Source organism: Longitalea luteola, from assembly GCF_017356035.1.
Taxonomy (GTDB): domain Bacteria; phylum Bacteroidota; class Bacteroidia; order Chitinophagales; family Chitinophagaceae; genus Niastella; species Niastella luteola.
The window spans coordinates 150069-171887 of sequence record NZ_JAFIQX010000002.1; the positions used below are offsets into that span (position 1 = coordinate 150069).

A 21819-nucleotide genomic window follows, 5' to 3' on the forward strand; every position below is an offset into this window, starting at 1 on the left:
AGCGATATTAACATCTACCGGCTTCTGTTACAAGCAAACGAACTGTAATTTTAGGATATGCAAGCCGCCGAAAAATATCCCTTTATATTTTCCGATGAACCGCGGTACCGCTTCCGGCGCCACCTGGCATTCTGGGTTTTCTGGTGGTTGTTCCAGGGCGTATTGTATTCAGTGATCGGGTATAATGGTAAGCCAGTTTATGGCTTGCGGCTGATTGATTCCATCCTGGAATCCCTGGCTTACATGACAACGCACATCGCACTTTCCTATGCCCTCATGTATTTTGTGATTCCACGGTACCTGCTTAAACAGAAATACCTGTTAACGGTTTTATGGGTATTTCTTTGTTTCCTGGGTGCCGCTGTGTTATCTGTCATTATCTCCATAACGGTTATTCCCGAAATACAACGGCTGGTTTTACGGGATGATTTTAATAATTATCTCCGCGTACGCGCAAGTACCCGTATCCATCTGTCGTTGATGGCCGGTTTACGGGGTGGTATTACCATCGGTGGTATTGCCGCTTCCATTAAACTAATGAAACACTGGTATGTTAAGGAACAACGCAACCTGCAATTACAAAAAGAAAATGCCGAAGCCCAATTGCAGTTGCTGAAGGCTCAGGTTCATCCGCATTTCCTGTTCAACACCCTCAATAACATATACTCTCATACGCAAAATACGGCTCCGGTGGCCTCCCAGCTGGTGATGGGCCTGTCAGATATGTTGCGGTTTATTTTATATGAATGCAACCAGCCGCTGGTTCCTCTATCGAAGGAATTGAAAATGATCCGGGACTATATTTCCCTTGAACAGATCCGCTATGATGATCAGCTGGATGTTCATGTTGATCTGCCGGACAATACCGATAACCTGGGCATAGCGCCGCTGTTGCTATTACCGCTGGTTGAAAACTGCTTCAAACACGGCACCAGCCATATGATCGAACAACCCTGGCTGAACCTGGAGGTGCATATTGAAAATAACCGGATGTACGTAAAACTGTTGAATGGCAAATCCAATACCGTCAACCACAACAATTGTAAAGGCATCGGCATTTCGAATGTAAGAAAACGGCTCGATCTGTTATACCCCGGCAAACATGCTTTCACGATCACCGATGAAGAAGATGTTTTTATAGTTGATCTTTGGTTAGCATTAGATTACATGCCATTGACCCAAAAAGAAAGCGCGCCATTTAAGTTAGCCTATCATGGATGAAACACAAACCATACGCTGCCTGATCGTCGATGATGAACCGCCCGCGCGCGAGATCATCCGGCGGTACATCCAGGAAATACCCACCCTGCAACTGAAGGGTGAATGCGCCAATGCCATCCAGGCGCTCACCGTTTTACAACAACAGGCCATTGACCTGGTATTCCTCGACATTCGCATGCCTCAATTAAACGGCACCGATTTTATAAAAACATTGAAAAACCCGCCCCGCGTTATCTTCACTACCGCCTTTTCAGAATATGCACTGGAAGGTTATGAGCTCGACGTAGTGGACTACCTGATGAAACCCATTCGCTTCGACCGTTTCCTGAAAGCTGTCAACAAAGCTTATCCATCAAATGGCGCCACATCTCCTGCAAAGCCTGTAGCGCCGGCCATAGCCATTGAAAAGAAGAATGAAAGTTTCGTTTATTTCCGCGCCGATCGTAAAATGGTAAAGGTGATGCTGGACGATATCCTGTACATTGAAAGCATGAAAGACTATATAAAAGTGCACACCCTGCAGGGGGTCATCATTACCAAACAATCCATAAGCTCGGTAGAAGCCATGCTGCCTGCTAAATTATTTGTTCGAACGCACCGGTCTTTTATCGTTTCTATCAACAAAATAAGGTCCTTCACCAACGAACTGGTGGAAATTGATAAAACCGATATTCCTATCGGCAAATTATTCCGGAATGGTGTACTGAAAGTGTTTTCGTCCTGACATCAACGAAGGCAGAAAAAGAAACTGCCCCCGGAACGCCGGAGGCAGTGTATGCTTTTATTATTACCAATTAGGGATGCGACATACTTTCGACGCTAAATGTGGCACACCTTTATTATTACCTATTGAATAATTCGCAACCGCGCATAATTCAACATGATCTTTTTCTCGCCGTTCAGTTCAAATTTAACAGTGGCGATCGGGTTGTGTGCGCTGCCTTCCATTTTTACAACTTCGCCAAATCCAAATTTCTGGTGCTCAACCCGCTGACCTACCTGTAAGTTAGAAACATCACTGGCTACAAAATCGGCCGAGGGCACATGCTCAACCGCTTTGTTTTGCGGTTTGGGTGTTATATAAGAAGGTGTAGACGGTGTGGTACCTGCCTTTTTTGACGGCGGCGGACCATATCTTTTTTCTGCATCACTGGCAGAGGAGCCGCCGCCCCAGCCGCCATGCATTCTGTCGTAAGCGCTGCGGTTATTCAACTGGTTACGCATGCCACCGCCGGCAAAACTTCTGTCCAGGTATTTCTCGGGCAGCTCTTCGAGGAACCGGCTGGGTTCGTTCTGTACCAGGTTGCCGAAGCGGTACCGGGTATTGGCGTAGGAGATCCAAAGCCTTTCTTTGGCCCGGGTTATTACCACATAAAACAGGCGGCGTTCTTCCTCCAGCTCTTCGCGGGAATTGATGGCCAGCGCATTGGGGAAAAGCATTTCTTCAAGGCCGGCGGCAAATACACAACCAAACTCCAGTCCTTTAGCCGCGTGTATCGACATTAACTTTACCGTATCAGCGTTGGGATCTTTTTCATCGGCGTCTGTAAGCAGCGTGATCTGCTGCAGATATGCGCCCAGTCCCTTGTCGTTCACTTCCCCTTCTTCGGTATCGGGGCTTTCCGTCCATTCTTTAATACTGTTCAACAACTCCTGCACGTTCTCATACCGTTGAACGCCTTCCGTACTTTTATCGTTGAATAATTCCTTTACAAAATTGGTTTGTTTACCCACATGCACCGCTACATCATACGCGTTCTTCGTCTGCAGCATGCTGGCGAAGCTTTTGATCATGGTAACAAAATTGTCGATCGCTTCCAGCGTACCTGATTTGAACCCAAACTCGCGGGCGCGCTCCAACACCTGCCACATGGAGATGTTCTGCTCATTGGCTATTAAGACCGTTTTATCGATCGTTGTTTTACCAATGCCCCGAACGGGGTAATTAATAATGCGCTTTAATGCCTCTTCGTCGCGGGGGTTAACAATTACGCGTAAATAAGCTATATAATCTTTCACCTCTTTACGCTGGTAGAAGCTAATGCCGCCGAACATCGTATAAGGAATACCCATGCGGCGCAGGCTTTCTTCAAACGCCCGGCTTTGCGCATTGGTGCGGTATAGAATAGCGAAGTCGCGGTTGTTATAATGATTGCGCAGTTTTTGCTCCTGGATGGTGTCGGCCACAAACTTGCCTTCATCATTATCGGTATTCAGGCGAACCAGCTTGATCTTTTCGCCCTCCGGTTTTTCAGTCCAAAGGTTCTTGGGAATTTGTCCCTTATTGTTTTTGATCACCTCGTTGGCAACATCGAGAATACTTTTCGAACTGCGGTAGTTCTGTTCCAGTTTCACCACTTTGGCATCTTCATAATCTTTCTGGAACTGTAATATATTCTGGATGGTAGCACCACGGAAACTATAGATACTTTGGGCATCATCACCTACCACGCACACATTTTCATGCATGGCGCCCAGCAGCTTTATTACTTCGTACTGTGCCGGGTTGGTATCCTGGTACTCATCTACCAGAATGTATTTGAATTTGCGTTGGTATTTACTGAGCGACTCGGGAACATTTTTCAGCAGCTCATAGAATTTCAACAACAGGTCGTCGAAGTCCATGGCGCCGTTTTTAAAGCAGCGCTTTACATATGCGTCGTAGATCTGGGCAATAGCCGGACGGTTACTGCGCATATCTTCCTGCTGAATGGCATAATCGTTTGCATATTCTGCCGGACCTACCAATGCGTTCTTGGCGCTAGAGATCCGATTGTATACTGCCGAAGGTTTGTAATGTTTGTCATCGAGGTTCAGCTCGTTCACTACCGTTTTAATGACACTCTTTGTATCATCCGTATCGTAAATGGTAAAGTTGTTGGGATAACCAATGCGATGTGCTTCACCACGCAAAATGCGCGCAAATACACTGTGAAATGTACCAATGTATAAATTCCGGGCTTCATTGTTTCCCAACACTTTTTCAATACGCTCCTTCATTTCCCTGGCCGCCTTATTGGTAAAAGTGAGGGCCAGAATATTAAAAGCATCCACGCCCGTAGCCATCAGGTGGGCAATGCGCGTGGTAAGCACTTTTGTTTTACCACTGCCGGCACCGGCCACGATCATTAATGGCCCATCTTTATGTAAAACAGCTTCACGCTGCTGCGCGTTCAATCCCTGTAAATAATCGATCATTTATGCAAGTTAATGCCTCTGCCTGTTATTTGTAGCGGAAAAAAATATAAAATCCGCTTAGTCAAAAACAAGTGATAACTGTATTAATATGAGCTTATAACACTGAAAATAAAAAGCCCTGACGATAGCGTCAGGGCTATATAAATTCATTACTCCGGTTAAGGAATAGTGTCGGGTTAAAGAGTTGGGCGAAGCTGGCTGATTACGCGGTTGTTTCTTCCAGCGCCAGCGCCTCGGGTTGTGGTGTGCAGTTTTTAATGCTCACCTGGAACTTTGTGTTCAGGCTGATCTGATAGTTGTTTGTTGCAAACAACGTTTTGCAGGTAACGTCTTCCAGCATAACAGCAGCCAGGTCAAGGGCCAGCTGTGAAGTGCTGATCACGTTTGCTACTTTACCATTGGTGTACTCAATGGTGAACTTGTAACCTGCTTTACGCGCAATACCAGCTTTTTCAAAATCGGGTCGGTTGAGGTTTAACACCTGATCACCTGCTGCTGATTTTTTCATTAAAATTCTGATAATGGGCAGGTACTTCATCCAAATGTGGGTATACATTATAATAAGCGGTTTTACTATGGAAATAACAAACTTCTATTAAATGGCAGCAAGCGTCTGCAAAGATGCAAATTATATTGGCAAAAACGAATGAAAATTGAAAAAACTAGGTGTTTTTTCCATATTCATTTCTTCTAAACCCTTGAAGCTGCTGCTACATGCAAAAAAATTATTACTTATTATTCCATACATTATTTTTCCGGTTCACATCGGGAACATAGGTGCCGCCAAGGCTGATCTGTTTGATCTCTTTTTTAGCAGGCAGCGGAATGGTGATCGAGCTCGCTTTTTCCCATACGGCTACCGACCGGTGGATGGTGGTCTTTGTTCCGTCGGCATAAGTGACTGTCAGATCAACAGGTACAGGTTTATGCCCAATACATGTTACTGTCACCGATGTTGTTTTATTAACCCGTAAAGCCAGGTCAGGTACGCCGCTGTCGATAAACCATCTTTTCCAGAACCAGTTCAGGTTCCTGCCCGAGCCTGTATTCATGCAATTGAAGAAATCGTAAGGAATGGGATGTTTACCCTGCCATTGTTGTATATAATAATGCAAGGCTTTGGTGAACAGCGAATCGCCCAGCATGTCTTTTACATATAAATAGCCCAGCGCAGGTTTCGGATAGGAATTTACAAAATAATTGGTGCCGCTGATCTGCGTTGATAATGTGCTGATAGGAGAATCGTTTTCAGTTCCTGCCACTCTTTCATAACCCATTACGCCGTAATCGTCGATGATGCTGCTGTCAATGATCGAAGAAATGATCCATTCGCCGATGGTGGCCCAACCCTCATCCATCCACCCGTATTTCGTTTCATTGGTACCCATATAAAACGGAAACATCGTGTGAAATACTTCGTGGTCTACCAGCTCAATAGTTTCAACACGGCTTTCGAGCGGATTGTCATTCACCATCATGGGATACTCCATCTGGTCGAGCCCGTCAACAATCGTCTCATGCGAATAGGGAAATGGCCAGCGCGGAAAAACATAACTCATGGCCCAAACGGTCTTCCGGCCAAAATCAACCACCTCGTAATAATCCTTATGCTCAGGTTTGAAAACAGCATCTACCCGCGTTCTTCTTTTTGTGGCCGGATCTACTTCTACACTGGTCGATTTCCACATATAATGATCACTCACCGCAAAAGCAAAATCAGTAACATTTTTTGCAGAGAACTTCCAGGTATTAAAAGCATGCTGGCGGGTAATATTCTTATGCTTCAGATCCGTTGAGTCAATAATGTTAATAACACCATCGTGTTGTTCGGCGCTGCGCAGGCGCTCACAAAATGGTTCATTCAACACTTCCTGGCAATTGGCCAGGTCGCCGGTGGCCCATACTACAAAATTCACCGGCACGGTGATGGCTACATTAAAGTTGCCGAAATCATTGTAAAACTCCTGCGGACCGGTATAAGGCGTCATATTCCAGCCATCGATATCGTCATATACAGCAATGCGCGGGAAAAAATAGGCGACAAAATCAGCGCCCGGCTCTATTTCACCCGTACGGATATGTGAAGTTTTGTTCAGGGTGTATGTATATTGAATACTGAAGCGCATGGAGCTTCCCGGTGCAAGCGGGCTCACCGGCACCACCATATTGGTTCCATCGATCCGCAGCTTACTGCTATCGATAGTGGTATTATTAAATTGAAAAGAAGAGATGTGCACGCCATCGGTAAGATCTGATGGCTTTACCGGCATCATGCGAATACTTCCCTTTTTATAAATGTTGGGATAGAGCTTGAAAACGATCTGTGATAAAGGGCTGGGACTGTTATTAAAGTATTCGATGTCAACCTTACCGCTAAGCAGCCGGGTTTCCGGATCAAAATTGATCTCCATATTATAATTCGCGGTATTCTGCCAGTATTTACTGCCCGGCTCTCCGCTCAGTGTACGCGTTCCTTTTTCATAGGCTGCCGGCAAATTGCGGGGCATCGTTAATGATACCTGGGCATTTGCCACTGCACTGCCAAGCAAAAACAGTAAGATCAATGACCTTTTTAACAACATAGGGGGTATTTAATTAGTGATAAATATACAAAACAGCGCAGGCCTGGCCGTGAAACCTGGATGAACGGGACCGGATGACCCGTATCGAACGTTTAAAATGGAAGCACGGTAAAAAGGCAAAGGGTGCGCTTTCAAGGCAAAGCGCACCCTTTGGTTATTTAAATTCAGGCTACAACAGTACCCCGGTGTTTGCTTTTTAAATATTTCTCATATACTACTTCCCGCATTGTCTTCTGGTACACTTTGCTTTCCGTCCAGGAAATTATATCCAGGTAGGCAAAGGCCCTTGTTTCATAAGGGTTCTTCTCGAGGTGTTTGATCTTGTTTAAGAATTTTTCGAGTTCCGGTTTTAACTCCCGTGGGCTTACCCCAAATGAATGACGCAGGAATTTCAGCATTTCTTCTTCCACCACAGTTATATTCTTCATACGGGCCATGAAGCGGAAGACTGATTTGCTGAGCGACTCCATGAGCTCGTAATTCCCCATTTCATAATGGGCCAGCATGTGCAGCAGGCGGGCGTAACACTGCAAATCGACCCGAAGGTCGAGCGGACCATTGATGATCCGTTGCAGGTAATCGATGCATTTCTCGAATTCCCCATTACCAAAATAGAGGGTAGCGATCTTGTAATTGAAAACGAGGATGCGGTGCTGGTCAACAAACAGCGCGTACTCTTCGAGCTTTTCTTCTATTTCGGGTACCAGCGCCAGTCCTTCCCGGAATGTTCCCTGCATCAGGTGCTGGTTAATTTTGGCGCTGTTGATATAAATGAAGGTGTGCGTACGGAAATTATCGTGATGTGTGGCCACCGGTGTTTTGGCAAATTCTTCAAACTGCTTTAGAGTGATCTCAAATTTTTTGAAATTGCGAAGATCGAAATGGGCATTCAGCAGGTTGTGCATGCCTTTGATATAGTGGCCGGTTTCCACCTCCTTCATCAGGGGATGTTCATTGTAAAGATCGATCCATTTCTGGCCGTATTTGTAATAGAGCAGGAAGTCCTGCTTAATAAACGCATACCAGCTGTAGCTCTGGTAGAGGTATAGCTTTTCGTAAAAACCATTCACGGCATCTATGTCGGCAGGCAGGTATTCCTTGAAGAATTTCTTTAGATCCTGTTCATCTTCGGGGTTGCGGGCATGGCCGTTCAGTACAAACCATCGATACAGGAGCAGGGCCAGGTTCGACAGCCGCGTTACGCGATCGATGTGGCTGCTGATCTCGAGGGCTTCCTCGGCAAGATGAAGTGTTTTTTCGGTAGAACTGCGGGTAATGTGCAGTGTTTCGATCTTTTTTTCCAATGAGATCACCTGGGCCAGGAAATTGAATTTCTGGTTGGCGCGTGCGATCTCCTTGGCCTTTTCAAGAATTTTAAGGCTTTGCAGTTTTAATCCCTTATTGTAAAGCACCCGCGCATGGTCAAGGTGTTCACTCAGTTGAAGGTCAATGTTTTCGGTAGCTTTTAACAGCCTAAGGCTGGCCAGTAACTGTTTATATAAATGTGTTTTTATGTTGGCAAGCTGCGGCTTCTTAATGTCTGGTAATTTCTTAAGCAACAACTTTTCGTCATACTCGGGCAATTTATCCAACGCATCGAATAACCGTATGATCTTCAAGTCTTCGTTAGCCGAACTCCTTTTTATATAAAGTTTAAAGTGCCTTTTTTCCGACTTCTCCAGTGAATGAACCAATTGAAACAACGCATCTGTAAATCGGTTGGACATAATTATGAAATTTGCCTGAAACTCAATACCGGTAAGGGTTTTAGGATTTTTTTCACGCTTTTGGCGTAATAAAACCGGTAGTAAGATGTTTTGAAAGGTACGTATTTACATCCTACTTTTGATTCAGCAAATGAGCAAAATGGTGTTGGGAAGCAATCGTTAGAGTAAAAAGCAATCATTAGAGGCTCAAAAGAATACGGCAAGATAAGATGCAGTATTCAAAAAGACAAATAGATTTATCTCTTTTTTCATATGGCAAGCAATCGTTAGAGGCCAGCCGTTTCTACGGGTGGCTTTTTTATTTCCACCTCTGCTAATATAGTACAATTTTTCAATTTCCCTCATTTTTTGTGATCTAAATCATATAAAGAAGGCAAAATTCTAACTTTTTGGCCTTGAAATATGACTTATTTAACCCCATTTTTTTTAAAATAGCGGTTTTCTTGACAATAAGTGAATATCTGAAAAATAATAATATCATCTTTGACGGATCTGCCTTGTAAAACCAATCTTTTCCCGGTTGGCACCTGCCCTAGATGAGATCACATTTTGTTGCCTAACGTTGGTATGCCATAAATTCATTGCCCTTCTTCCTTCATTACTTATCTTGCCGCAAAGTGAGGTGCTATGGCTTTTTCTACCGATACATCCAATCAACTGTTTCAACTGGCTGTTCGGTTTGTGAATCAAACAAACCGCCATCTTTTCCTTACCGGAAAAGCAGGCACCGGCAAAACCACCTTCCTCAAATACATCCGCGATAACACTTTTAAAAAGCTGGCCATAGTAGCGCCAACAGGGGTAGCAGCCATCAATGCCGGCGGTGTTACCCTCCATTCTTTCTTTCAGCTGCCCCATGGCTCTTTCATTCCGGCCACGCCAAGCGGCTGGAACGGTAACAGTTTCTTTAATACCCCGCATACCCTGTTACAAAACCTGCGGCTCAATAACGATAAAAAACTGCTGTTGCAGGAACTGGAACTGCTCATCATTGATGAAGTGAGTATGCTGCGCGCCGACATTCTCGATGAAATTGATTGTATACTACGCCATGCTAGAAGAAAGCAGGAGCCATTTGGCGGCATACAGGTACTGTACATCGGCGACCTGTTTCAATTGCCGCCGGTAGCTAAAAATGACGAATGGGATGTTCTGCGGCACCACTATCGCAGTCCCTTCTTTTTTGATGCGCAGGCCCTGCAGCAACAACCACCGCTATACCTTGAACTGAAAAAGATCTACCGCCAGCATGAGCAGGAATTTATTAACGTGCTGAATAATATCCGGAATAACAAGACCACGAACGAAGACCTTGACCTGTTGCATAAACACTATTTGCCCGGCTATGAAAGTGCCCCAAACGAAAGCTATATTACCCTTACCACACACAACGCCCGGGCTGACACTATCAATCAGCAACAGCTGAACAGGCTGCCAGGTGAATTATATGAATTCAAAGCCGAGGTAAGCGGCGACTTTAATGAGCGCGCTTTCCCGGCCGATCAGCTCTTGCAATTGAAACCAGGCGCCCAGATCATGTTCATAAAGAACGACAAGGGTGAATCAAGAAGATTTTTCAATGGTAAAATTGCCACTATTTCACGCATTGCGGGCGAAGAGGTATATGTGCGGTTTGAAGGCGATGAACACGACATGCTGCTGGAAAAAGAAACCTGGCGGAATATCCGCTACCAGTATAATAATGAAGAAGATAAAATAGAAGAGGAGGAAGTTGGTTCCTTTAAACAATTTCCCGTTCGGCTGGCCTGGGCCATTACTATACATAAAAGCCAGGGCCTTACATTCGAAAAAGCGATCATTGATGCAGGGGCATCTTTTGCGCCCGGACAGGTCTATGTTGCGCTTAGCCGCCTCACTTCCCTGAGTGGACTTGTTCTCTACTCGCGCATTCACCCTTCCAGCATTAACACCGATGAGCGGGTGCTGGCATTTACCCGGCTGGAAAGAGAAGAAGATCAGCTGGCACAGGAATTACAGCACGAACAAAGATTGTTTTTAACCCGTTCCCTGGTACGAACTTTTGACTGGCTGAAGCTGGCAGAAGCAATGCAAATGCATTTTGAAGGATACGAAGCCAGGCAGATCCCGGATAAAAATACCTGTGTATTGTGGGCCAAGGAACTGTTGGAAGCCGTTTTAAAACAGCAGGAAATGGCCGACAAATTCACCCGGCAACTGGAACAGCTGTTACCCAATGCGCCACAGGATGGCTATCGGTTCCTGCATGAACGGGTAAAGGCCGGTAGCACCTATTTTTCGGCGGCCATGGAAGCCATGGAAACGGCCATTAAAGAGCATATAGCCGTTATTAAAGTAAAACCCAAGGTAAAAAAGTATGTGTCAACCCTGCAGCAATTGCTGCTGTTGCCACAACGCAAGAAACAACAATTACAACAGGCCGTTCAAATTACGGAAGGCCTGGTGAATGGCGTTGACACACCTGATCTGTTAGCGCGGGTAGAAGAAAATAAAAGATCGGAAAGCATAAGAGTTGTCGAAGAAGCGGCAGCCAAAACAACCAAACCGCAAAGAGGCGATTCGAACCGGATAAGTTTGCAATTGTTTAAGGAAGGTAAGAACATTGAGGAAATAGCTTCCGTTCGCGGACTGGCTCCTTCAACCATTGAGGGCCACCTGATACCGTTTATAAAGACCGGCGACATTGATATTAAGGATATCGTAGCAGAAGACAAATTAGCCGTTATACTGCAGGCCGTAGAAGAATTGAATCTGGAAACACTCACTTTGACACCGATCAAAGAAAAACTGGGTGATGCATTTTCATACACTGAAATAAAAGCGGCTTTATCGTACCTCGACTGGTTGCAGGTTAGTAAAGCAGCTGATTAACCGGTATCAAACTATTGCTATGGCAAAATCGGATCTAAGTACAACGGAAAAAAAGGTAGCCAACAAAGTGGTCATTCTGTCCAAAGAACTGATCATCTTATTGATTGTATTCACCGTCAGCCTTTTCAGCTTTTTATTTATTGCTTACCGCGTTTTTTACCTCGACAAAACAGGCGCCGATGAAAAGGCCTTTGCTTTTGCCCATTCACTGGTTACCGATAACACGACGCGGTTAATGGAGTTCATTACCTTTTTTGGCTCCCACTATTTCCTGATACCTGCCAATCTTCTGTTGAGCTTTTATTTCCTGATCCGTAAAAGAGGACGGTACTCTATAAAAGTGAGCGCTATTGCACTCAGCAGTGTGCTCATCATGTTGGGCCTGAAACTATTGTTTAACCGGCATCGCCCGCTCATCCCTTTGTTGGAGCCGGCCCGCGGACTGAGTTTTCCCAGCGGCCATGCTTTTATGAGCGTATGCTTTTACGGCTTGCTGATGATCATCATCTGGCGGGAAGAAAGACCGAAACCCGTATTAAAATGGACACTGTTAATATTAGTGATCGCCTTGCTGTTAGGCATAGGTTTTAGCCGCATCTATTTGCGGGTACACTATTTTACAGACGTGATTGCCGGCTTTTGCATCGGTTCAACCTGGTTATTCCTCAGCTCTTTCCTGATAGACCAGATAAGGCCCACCGGCCTGAAAAAAACGGTATAACCTATCGAGGCGGTTTGCCGAAAGACTTGAGAAATTATGTTTTATTGATTACCGGTTTGGGTGCTACCTTACGCGTCCAGCGCGAAATTTCTGTTTGATTGAATAACAGGATCAATATACCATTCTGCAGTTTGTAACTGTTTGTACGCAACAGGTTTTTCAGGAATGCCCTTTCATTATAACCGATACAGGCCATTTTGGTGGTAACGATCCGCTGATTGAATTGTAAGGTGGAATCGGTGAAGTCAAAACTTCCGTTCATATTGTTACAGCCGGTATTGCCGGTAAACCGTTTGGTCTCCAGGTTAAGTTCCAGCCGCGGAATCTTACCGGTAGCCGTATCGGAAGTGAGTACAGGTTGAAGAAACCACAATCCCCCCAGTTTAGTAGTATCCTTTTGCGCCTGTGGGGCTTGCGCAACAACTGTATCTTGTTTTTCCTGTTTAGTACTGTCGTAGGTGGGTAAATTATTGCCAGGGGAGCCATTACAAGACAGTACCCAAATGCTGAATAATAAGGTAAACGGTCTCATATAACAGGTACCTTAAAAAATAATGCCACATAACTGATTTCTGATTGCTGATTGCTGATTTTGAGATTTTGGGATTTGCCGTTTGTTTGAACTTCAAAAGCAATTGCCGGGATCAGGAAATCCCGAAATCAAAAATCCCGAAATCAATTCAGTGAAGGATCTCTAAAGGTATTGCCCTGGCTCAGATCACCGGTTTCAAATCCTTTTTTAAACCAGTACATCCTTTGGGCCGATGTACCATGAGTAAACGATTCGGGAACCACGCGCCCCTGCGCTTCTTTTTGCAGACGGTCGTCCCCAATGGCATTGGCCGCATTCAGGGCCTCCTCTATATCATTCTCTTCCAGAATGTTCTTCATGCGCTGAGCGTGATGCGCCCATACGCCGGCCAGGAAATCGGCCTGTAATTCAAGCTTAACGGAATATTTATTGTATTCTTCCTCACTCAACTGCTGACGTAACCGATGCATTTTATCGCTGGTGCCATTCAGTTTCTGAATATGATGACCCACTTCATGTGCTACCACATAGGCCATGGCAAAATCACCAGGTGCATGTAAATGATTCTGCATATCCTCAAAGAACGACAGATCGATATACACTTTTTGATCGCCCGGGCAATAGAACGGTCCGGTGGCCGAACCTGCCATACCGCAGGCGCTTTGCACAGATTGCCTGAAAAGTACCAGGGTAGGTTCAGCATACGTTTCGCCTGACTGTGAGAACAGTTTGTTCCAAACATCTTCTGTATCAGCCAGTACTACTTTTATGAAACTCGCTCTTTCATCATCCAGCTTTTGCTCTTCTGCACTCATTTCCTGCGCAGGCCCCTGCTGGGGCAAGGCCTGGGGAAGCTCGGCAGTGTCGCCGCCCAGGAACAGCTTTACTAAAAGGACAATAACGCCAATAATACCACCGCCTACCGCCAGCCCGCCGCCCGAAAAACCTCTCCGGTCTTCCACATTGGAGCTTTCACGCCGTCCGATCCATTTCATAGTAATAATTTATATGCAAAAATAGGTAGCTGATCAGTCACAAAAAATTTTGTGCCCCGGGATGCCACGGGTGCAGGCTCTTATCATTTCAGGTATTTTAATAACACGCGGAACAGTTCGTCGGGGTTGAATGGCTTTACAACAATATCGGTGAGTCCGGCACTTTCAACATCTTTTTCTACTTCGGCCGGTAAACTGGCGGTCAATGCAATAACCGGTAAAGAAACGCCCCGGGCGCGTAACCGGCGGGTGGCTTCAAAGCCGTCCATAACAGGCATGTTCAGGTCCATCAATACAATGCGGTATTTGCCGGGTTGAATCTTTTCCAACGCTTCTTCTCCATTCGTGGCTACTTCCACGACAGCGCCGCTGCGTTCCAGCAATGACTGCGCCACCATGATATTGAACGGATTGTCTTCCACCACTAAAATGGGAACATCCTGCAGTTGTTTTTCAGGCATAACAGTTCTACGCTCTATTTCTTCACAGCCTGCGGGTTCATCGCTTAAGGCAAAAGTTTGTGTAAAGTAAAAGACAGAACCTTTTCCCGGCTCACTGCTCAAATTCAGTGAAACGCCCTGCAGTTCCAATATACGTTTGGTGATGGCCAGGCCAAGACCGGTTCCTCCATAACTGCGGGAGGTGGATGAATCGGCCTGTGTAAACCGATCGAATATCAATTGTTGTTTTTCAGGCGCAATCCCAATCCCCGTATCGGCTACCATGAAAGTCAGCGTTATGCTGTCTTCAGTAATTTTCTCAGCTTGTATCGACAAATGCACAGAACCCACTTCAGTAAACTTGATGGCGTTTTGTACCAGGTTAAAGATCACCTGGGTCGTACGGGTAGGGTCACCGATAATTTTACGGGTGATCTGGCTATCAACGGCAGCATTCAGGGCGATCCTTTTTTCTACGGCCTTGCTGCTTAATCCACCGGTGATGTGCTGGGCAATGTTGGCAATGTCCATCGGGATCATTTCAAAATTCACCTTGCCGGCTTCAATTTTATTATAATCTAAAATATCGTTCACGATCGACAGCAGGTTATTCGCCGAGAACAATAACACATTCAGGTTCTTCTCCTGGTCTTTGCGGGGCGTATTTCGCAGCAAGAGGTGCGCCATGCCGATCACCACATTTAACGGCGTTCGAATTTCATGCGACATGGTGCTGAGGAATTCCGTTTTGGCGTTCAATCCCTGTTTTGCTTCATTGGCCGCTTTGCGCAGCGCATAAGCAAAGCGGTGCGACAATACAAGGGATTGTAAAAAGAAGAATAACACATAGCCGGTAAAGACGATCCACTTATCAGTACTTACCATCTGAAAATAATGCAGATTGATGAGCAGGAATACCAGCAGCATTACGCCACAGCTCATCAGGGCAAACGTAGCACCCACCCGTTTAAACTTAACTGCCCTCAGGCAGGAATAGAATGCAAAGCCGATATACAGGAACATTACTACCAGAAAGGGCACTATGCCTTTGGTGAAGATCCATGGAGGTGTAATTAAGATGATCAGCGAGTAGAACAGGCAGATATTTACGACCGCATTTACGATAAAGCGGTTGGCATCTTTTGGATATACACTTTGAAAATACCGCGAGAAGAGCATTACGCCCAGGGTGAGGCTTAGATATTCAAAACGAATGGTCACAAACCAGCTCAGGTCGGGAAACACAGAATGCAACACATACAGGCTGGTGCCCACCATGCGGTAGCTGTACACAATACAGAAAAGCGAAAAATACAGGATGGCTTTATCGCGGCTGCCAAATGCATAAAAACCAAAAAAGAATAGTCCGCCCATAAACAAACAACCGGCCAGCAGCAGATCGTATGCTTTGTCGCGCTGCAACCTTATATTCATTTTACTGCTTTCCCCGATTACCGGCTGTTTATAGGTGCCTCCTTTGGTATGCCAGAAATTGGCCACCTGTAACAAAACATGCAGTGTATCGGCGGCAGGAAGATCAACCGTTTGAGTGCTCCAGAAAGGAATAGCGTTCTGCGCTGATGTATCGGGCCGGCCATTCGAGAGGACTAATGAATCGTTTATGAACATCCGGTAGGAACAATACACATCCGGCATCAGCAATGCCAGGTGAGGCCGCTTCCCGGGCAATAGAATGGTGAGGGCATACGTAGCATAGCCTTCAACCGGTAAACTTGTACCATGCAGTTTGATCTTATTCCAAAGCGAGGGATAGTTTACATAATCTGGTGTAGCGGAAAGCGCATCACCCGGCTGCAATAGCCGCCGCCAGTAGAATTGCCATTCGCCGCTTAAAGAAATGGACCGATCCTGCAAATTCACAGAACGAAGGTCGAGCACACCCTTGCGGGCAACCACTTCGGTCAATGGTTTATCCTTTGCCAGGCAAAAAGGCAAACAGCCACACAAAAGAAGGGCAGTCAGGAAAAACCATCTGGCATGTTTCATATAACCGGTTCGGGCATTTTCAACAGGGTTTGTTACACAAACGCATCATGGCTAAAAAAATGATCGTCTAAGGCAGACAAATTATCACATTCAAAGGGAATGGAGAAGAAATGGCCGGCATTGTTAATTAAAATTAAATATCATTCAACAATTATTAGGTAAAATCACTTAAATCAATAACCGTATGCATCAAACTTTATGAAAAGCAAAAACCAGGCTGGCAGCATGCTGGCTTATTCTATGTATTGTTCTTTTAGCGTTTCGTATGTGAAGGCGAGGGAAGGGAAAAATGCACAATGGTCGGTTTATTATTTAACCACTATACGTTTCATTTAACTGCAAAAAAAAAGGCTGTCCTGAGAATTCGGGACAACCCTGTGCTATTTGATAAGACCTTTTATGATTTTTTAGGTTCCAGCAGTTTGAAGAACTGATCGAGTTGGGGCAGGATCACGATCCTTGTTCTGCGGTTGGCGGCACGGCCTGCAGGCGTATCGTTTGGTGCTACCGGTAGATATTCACCGCGGCCGGCAGCTGCGATATGGGCAGGGTTCAGGCCGTATTGATTTTGTAAAACACGCACTACAGCAGTTGCACGGTGTACACTCAGATCCCAGTTGTCGAGCAGAACGCCTTTGGAGAATTTTACATTGTCGGTATGGCCTTCTACCATGAACTCGATATCAGGTTGGTTTTGTAACACCTTGGCTACTTTACCCAGTACTTCGGTTGCTTTTGGCGTAATTACATAGCTGCCGCTGTTGAACAACAGTTTGTCAGAGATGTCGATGTAAACAACACCTTTGTCAACCTTGATATTGATATCTTCATCGGCAAGGTTGCCAATGGCGCCTTTCAGGTTCATCACCAGGGCCATGTTTAAAGAATCCTTACGCGCCATAGAGGCTTGCAGGTCCTGGATGTAGGCATCTTTCGCACCAATGTTCTCCAGTGATTTCTTGATGCTTTCTGCTTGTGAAGAAGAGATCACTGACAGGTCCTGCAGTTGTTTCAGGGCCTGCGTATTGTTTTCTTTTAAAAATTCGTTTTGTTTCTTCAGGTTCTCGATTTCATTTTCCAGGGCCGATTTATTGCGGGCATATTCAGCTTTTGCATCTTCACAGCTCTTCAGGTCGCCCTGCAGTTTAGTATAATTGCCACTCAGCTCATTGTATTTTGCTACTTCGCCTTTGTATTTTTTTGAGCTGACACATGAAAAAAGTAACAGAGAAGAAAGCCCTGTAAATAACACCTGCTTACATTTCATATTGTATGTTGTTTTAATTGTTTAGCCAGACCCATCACTTTCCTTTCACTTTTCGCACCCCCCATAAGCAAGGATTATGCCTGGCAGCCGCAAAGGTATAGATCAAACCAATTATCGCCCTTTCTAATTTGAATAAAACCTGAATTTAAGATCGTTTTAATAAATTTTTTCTGGCTGTAAACCGCTGTAACAGCCAATCGACGGTATTTTTTGGGTTTGATGCAACCGCCAGGCGGGTAAAGCCAGTCATGTTAAAATTGCGCCAATGGATGCCTCATATCCAAAACACCGTTCAACAACTGCAAAAAGGCGCATTACTAACGGAATCTGTTATACGTACCTGGAATTTTCACCTGTTACCATCACAATTGTCGTATCTCTTTGTCACCACCTGGTTCCAACAGCTGTTATCAGGAATAAGACCTGAGCTATAGGATGTAGTTTAAATAGGAGATCTTGTATTGATTTGAGCAATGATAAAATTACCATTTTGGAAATGTATTCTTCCGCAGCTTCTGCCGATCCCACTGCAAAGATTGGGAATGATGATTTGATACATCCAGCACTCATGATCGTGTCATTCGCAGGTTGCGTTAGCACTGATTATCTACAAGAATACAGATGAAATTAATGACAATATGAAGAAAGGCACGGGACAAAAAATACCACTAAGTGGTATTGATTTGTACCAGGATTTATTGTCACTTTGTTTAGCCTGCATGGTTTCAGCCATTGCCTTTTCCTGAAGTAGTTTTTCTTTAGAAATTTCATGTGGGTAACCCTGCTACGTCGCGCTGGCAGGGTTTTGTTTTTGCGCGTTACCGGGCGCCAGGTACCGGGTGTCCGCTGAAATGTCAGGATATCCAATAATAATGAGTGGTTCCGAATTGTAGCGCCTGGTAACCGGCAACCGGTAAACCGCATACCTTCTCCCATCAGGCTTCAATGAAGCATACCTGTAACTTGTACCCTGAACCTGCCACCAAAAAAATTAGTCCGCAAATACTAAAATAATTAGTGTTGATAATATAATTTTCTCTACATTTGGCAATCGGTAAATTTGAAAGACTAAAAACAACCCATTATGGCAGACAACGAAAAAGCAAAAGCGCTAAAGCTAACTATAGATAAGATCGAGAAAGATTTTGGTAAGGGAAGTGTGATGATGATGAACGAGAAGTCGCAGGATCCCATTGAAGTAATTTCATCCGGTTCTATTGGTCTGGATACAGCCCTGGGCGTTGGCGGTTTGCCAAAAGGCCGTATCGTAGAGATCTACGGACCTGAATCTTCCGGTAAAACAACAATTGCAATACATGTAATTGCAGAAGCCCAGAAAAAAGGCGGTATGTGCGCCATCATCGATGCGGAACATGCTTTTGACAGCCTGTATGCTAAAAAACTCGGTGTAGACGTAGATAACCTGCTTATTTCTCAACCCGACTACGGCGAGCAAGCCCTGGAGATAGCCGACCGGCTGATTTTATCAGGTGCTTTGGACGTAGTTGTGATCGACTCAGTAGCCGCCCTGGTTCCCAAAGGCGAGCTGGAAGGTGAAATGGGTGACAGCAAAATGGGATTACAGGCCCGCCTGATGTCTCAGGCCCTGCGTAAGCTCACTGCCACGATCAATAAAACAAATACCATTTGCATCTTCATCAACCAGCTGCGTGAAAAGATCGGCGTCATGTTCGGTAACCCCGAAACCACTACCGGTGGTAACGCCCTGAAATTCTACGCTTCGGTTCGACTGGACATTCGCCGTACCGCACAGATCAAGGACGGTGATGAAGCCATCGGTAACCGTGTTAAAGTTAAAGTGGTAAAAAATAAAGTAGCTCCTCCTTTTCGCGCCGCAGAATTTGATATCGTGTTCGGCGAAGGCATTTCAAAAACCGGTGAAATACTCGATATGGGCGTTGAACTGGGTATTGTAAATAAAAGCGGCAGCTGGTTCAGCTACAACTCAGATAAACTCGGCCAGGGCCGCGACGCAGTGAAACAATTGCTGATCGATAATCCTGAGTTATCAAACGAAATTGAAACCAAGATCAGAGAAAAGATCAAAGAAATGCAACAAACGGCATAATGTGTAGATGTGCAACCAGCGAACAGAAAGATCAACGCCCCGCAAAGGCAATTATCGTCCAGATCTAAAAACGTGTGATAAAAACACAGTAGAAGCCGCTGTAGGCATTTGCTAGTGGCAACGCTCGCTTAAAAGCAGGTCAGTTTGCACATTTTCTATTTCAAATTTTTTTTAGGTTCAGTTGAATTTTATGGGTTAGTAAGTAGATCGTCCCGGCGTTGCCGGGACGATTTTTTTTATAAGCTGCTGCTTGTGGTTAGCTACAGGGTACAGCGGACCTTACAGGAAGGTTAAAGGCATGTGATCCTGCAGCTAGTCACGGCATACTTTAAGTATAATTAGCGTTTTATTTTTATTATAGGAACGCCAATACTCTATCTGAAGCCTAAGTATGGTATATGTGGAGGTTCGTAAACATTCTGTTTACGCGATAAAAAAAACACTATTTACATCATTTCACGGGAAGAAATAGCTGGTGTGAGTTATTACAGCAGGTCTATAAAATAAAAAAGGGGTCTGAATAGAAATTCAACCCCGCTTTTAAAATCCAATATCCTATGAAAAACCGAGGTAAAAATAGTGGGGAATTCTGATATCTGCAATACCATTTTGTGGTAATAGTAAAAATACCAAGGTAATTGGGAGATTTGATAGCTGTTTTTGCGTATAAATACATGCTTTATTTATGACCGTAAGGGGCAGGAAATCAATAATCTACACACGGACATGTGCCTGTCTGGCGACTCTGTAAGATGCGATCCAGGAAAGTTATTGACATTTTTCAAAAAATAGGCCTTGAAGCTGCTAGCATCGGTTGAGCATAGCCTGTAGACTGCCTTTAACTAATTTTTCAGCAGTTTTTCCTGGGTTATCAGGCCTGTCGTGTGATTGTTTATCCGCAAAAAATAGATGCCTTTTTCAAGTGTAGAAACATTAATGGTTTGTAAACCCTGCAAATTGTTTAGCCCGATCCGTTGTTTACCGGTAGCATCCAGCACCTGTACATCGAGTATGGCTTCGGACCGCACAATTAATATATTATCTACCGGGTTGGGATAAAAGCGAAAAGAAATATCACCCGCGATCAATGCCTCTACCGCTTTCGAGAACGCCAGTTGCAACCCGCTTTTACCGGAAAAACGAACCCGGTACAAACTACGTCCTTTCGCGGGCGCATCATCGATCCACTCATTCTCGGGCTTGATATCCGTTTGCTTCAATACAGCCACCACTTCATACTCGCGGCCACCACTGCTTCTTTCAATAGTGGCAAATGTAAAAGAGGTATCTTCCGGTTGTCGCCAGTTTAAAACAACTTTATTTTCACGAATGCTTACAGCAAGATCAGCGATATATGGAGAAGTATCAACAGGGAAATGATTGGCCAACGGAGAAACTGTTGGTTCTTCCTGCGCTGTACATACGTGCACAAGCAGGCATAATAAATATACCAGTACGCCTTTCTTCATGGAACTTAATGGGTCAAATCTTCAAGAACTCACTATTAACAATTACTGTGCCCGAATGTGGAAAACGTTTATGCCTGTAATAAAATTCAGGAGGAGCAGTTAAAGTTTTTCAAAAGTCAATTACCTTGTTCCCGATACATTTAATACAACAAAGAACACAAGTCTATGCTTAAAGTCAGAAAACTAAACGCCCGTAAACGAATTGCATTGGTAGCACACGACAACAAGAAGAAAGACCTGATAGAATGGGCAGAGTTTAATAAGACTGTATTAGCCCGGCATGAGTTGATTGCCACCGGAACAACCGGCAAATTGCTCGAAAACGCCCTGGACCGCCCGGTAAAAGCCTTGCTCAGCGGACCTTTGGGCGGCGACCAGCAGATCGGCGCCCTGATTGCCGGCGGCGACATAGATGTATTGATCTTTTTCTGGGATCCCATGGAAGCACAACCGCACGATAGCGATGTGAAAGCATTATTACGGGTAGCCATTGCCTGGAATTGCATTGTGGCCAACGACCGCGCCACTGCTGATTTTATTCTTACCTCACCATTGATGATGGAAGAGTACATGGTCAATATCCCCGATTACACTACCTATCTGAACCGGAAAATTTAACGTTTGATTTAACGCCACCCATATCAAAACACATACTTTACGATTTCCGACAGGCAGATTTGGAGATTTTGAGATTTTGAGA

At 44.9% G+C, this 21819-nt stretch carries 15 protein-coding genes; 6 read left to right on the forward strand and 9 right to left on the reverse strand.

Annotation, left to right across the window (positions count from 1 at the left end; all coding sequences use genetic code 11):
* Positions 1 to 57 precede the first annotated feature (57 nt).
* Positions 58 to 1221 carry a sensor histidine kinase gene (locus JUB15_RS04775; protein ID WP_207511191.1) on the forward strand — a complete coding sequence of 388 codons (1164 nt, stop codon included), beginning with the start codon at positions 58 to 60 and terminating at the stop codon, positions 1219 to 1221.
* Positions 1214 to 1945 carry a LytR/AlgR family response regulator transcription factor gene (locus JUB15_RS04780; protein WP_207511192.1) on the forward strand — a complete coding sequence of 244 codons (732 nt, stop codon included), beginning with the start codon at positions 1214 to 1216 and terminating at the stop codon, positions 1943 to 1945. The genes JUB15_RS04775 and JUB15_RS04780 overlap by 8 nt, the downstream gene beginning before the upstream one ends.
* Before the next feature lie 122 nt (positions 1946 to 2067).
* Here the strand turns inward: JUB15_RS04780 and JUB15_RS04785 are convergent, their stop codons facing one another.
* The 4 genes from JUB15_RS04785 to JUB15_RS04800 all read right to left on the reverse strand — a co-directional run bounded on the left by JUB15_RS04785 (position 2068) and on the right by JUB15_RS04800 (position 8728).
* Complete coding sequence (locus JUB15_RS04785; RefSeq protein ID WP_207511193.1) at positions 2068 to 4419, reverse strand: ATP-dependent helicase; 2352 nt, start codon at positions 4417 to 4419, stop codon at positions 2068 to 2070.
* A 202-nt stretch (positions 4420 to 4621) separates the two neighbouring features.
* Positions 4622 to 4927, reverse strand: a complete 306-nt coding sequence (locus JUB15_RS04790; RefSeq protein ID WP_207511194.1) for a hypothetical protein — start codon at positions 4925 to 4927, stop codon at positions 4622 to 4624.
* A gap of 220 nt (positions 4928 to 5147) precedes the next feature.
* A complete protein-coding gene (locus JUB15_RS04795) occupies positions 5148 to 7001 on the reverse strand; it encodes a M1 family metallopeptidase (protein ID WP_207511195.1) in 1854 nt (617 codons plus the stop codon).
* A gap of 164 nt (positions 7002 to 7165) precedes the next feature.
* On the reverse strand, positions 7166 to 8728 hold the full coding sequence (locus JUB15_RS04800) for a hypothetical protein (protein WP_207511196.1): 1563 nt from the start codon (positions 8726 to 8728) through the stop codon (positions 7166 to 7168).
* A gap of 627 nt (positions 8729 to 9355) precedes the next feature.
* Here JUB15_RS04800 and JUB15_RS28690 point away from each other — a divergent pair.
* Both JUB15_RS28690 and JUB15_RS04810 read left to right on the forward strand, forming a co-directional pair.
* Positions 9356 to 11599, forward strand: coding sequence for a helix-turn-helix domain-containing protein (locus tag JUB15_RS28690; RefSeq protein WP_207511197.1), 2244 nt, complete (start codon positions 9356 to 9358; stop codon positions 11597 to 11599).
* Between the two features lie 19 nt (positions 11600 to 11618).
* Positions 11619 to 12320, forward strand: coding sequence for a phosphatase PAP2 family protein (locus JUB15_RS04810; RefSeq protein WP_207511198.1), 702 nt, complete (start codon positions 11619 to 11621; stop codon positions 12318 to 12320).
* 34 nt (positions 12321 to 12354) lie between these two features.
* Here the strand turns inward: JUB15_RS04810 and JUB15_RS04815 are convergent, their stop codons facing one another.
* The 4 genes from JUB15_RS04815 to JUB15_RS04830 all read right to left on the reverse strand — a co-directional run bounded on the left by JUB15_RS04815 (position 12355) and on the right by JUB15_RS04830 (position 17561).
* Positions 12355 to 12852, reverse strand: a complete 498-nt coding sequence (locus tag JUB15_RS04815; RefSeq protein WP_207511199.1) for an META domain-containing protein — start codon at positions 12850 to 12852, stop codon at positions 12355 to 12357.
* 143 nt (positions 12853 to 12995) lie between these two features.
* Positions 12996 to 13847, reverse strand: a complete 852-nt coding sequence (ypfJ, locus tag JUB15_RS04820; protein WP_207511200.1) for a KPN_02809 family neutral zinc metallopeptidase — start codon at positions 13845 to 13847, stop codon at positions 12996 to 12998.
* An 83-nt stretch (positions 13848 to 13930) separates the two neighbouring features.
* The gene (locus JUB15_RS04825; protein WP_207511201.1) at positions 13931 to 16294 is read right to left on the reverse strand and encodes a response regulator; all 2364 of its coding nucleotides are present in this window, start codon (positions 16292 to 16294) and stop codon (positions 13931 to 13933) included.
* 397 nt (positions 16295 to 16691) lie between these two features.
* Entirely contained in the window at positions 16692 to 17561 is an 870-nt protein-coding gene (locus JUB15_RS04830; RefSeq protein ID WP_207511202.1) for an OmpA/MotB family protein, read from the reverse strand.
* A gap of 1084 nt (positions 17562 to 18645) precedes the next feature.
* Between JUB15_RS04830 and recA the strand changes: the two genes are divergently transcribed.
* On the forward strand, positions 18646 to 19650 hold the full coding sequence (gene recA, locus JUB15_RS04835; RefSeq protein WP_207511203.1) for a recombinase RecA: 1005 nt from the start codon (positions 18646 to 18648) through the stop codon (positions 19648 to 19650).
* Between the two features lie 842 nt (positions 19651 to 20492).
* Here recA and JUB15_RS04840 read toward each other — a convergent pair.
* Positions 20493 to 21119 (reverse strand): T9SS type A sorting domain-containing protein, encoded by a 627-nt coding sequence (locus tag JUB15_RS04840; protein WP_207511204.1) that lies wholly within the window; start codon positions 21117 to 21119, stop codon positions 20493 to 20495.
* 165 nt (positions 21120 to 21284) lie between these two features.
* Here JUB15_RS04840 and JUB15_RS04845 point away from each other — a divergent pair, with 165 nt between their 5' ends.
* Complete coding sequence (locus JUB15_RS04845) at positions 21285 to 21737, forward strand: methylglyoxal synthase (RefSeq protein ID WP_205507961.1); 453 nt, start codon at positions 21285 to 21287, stop codon at positions 21735 to 21737.
* Positions 21738 to 21819: the final 82 nt, after the last annotated feature.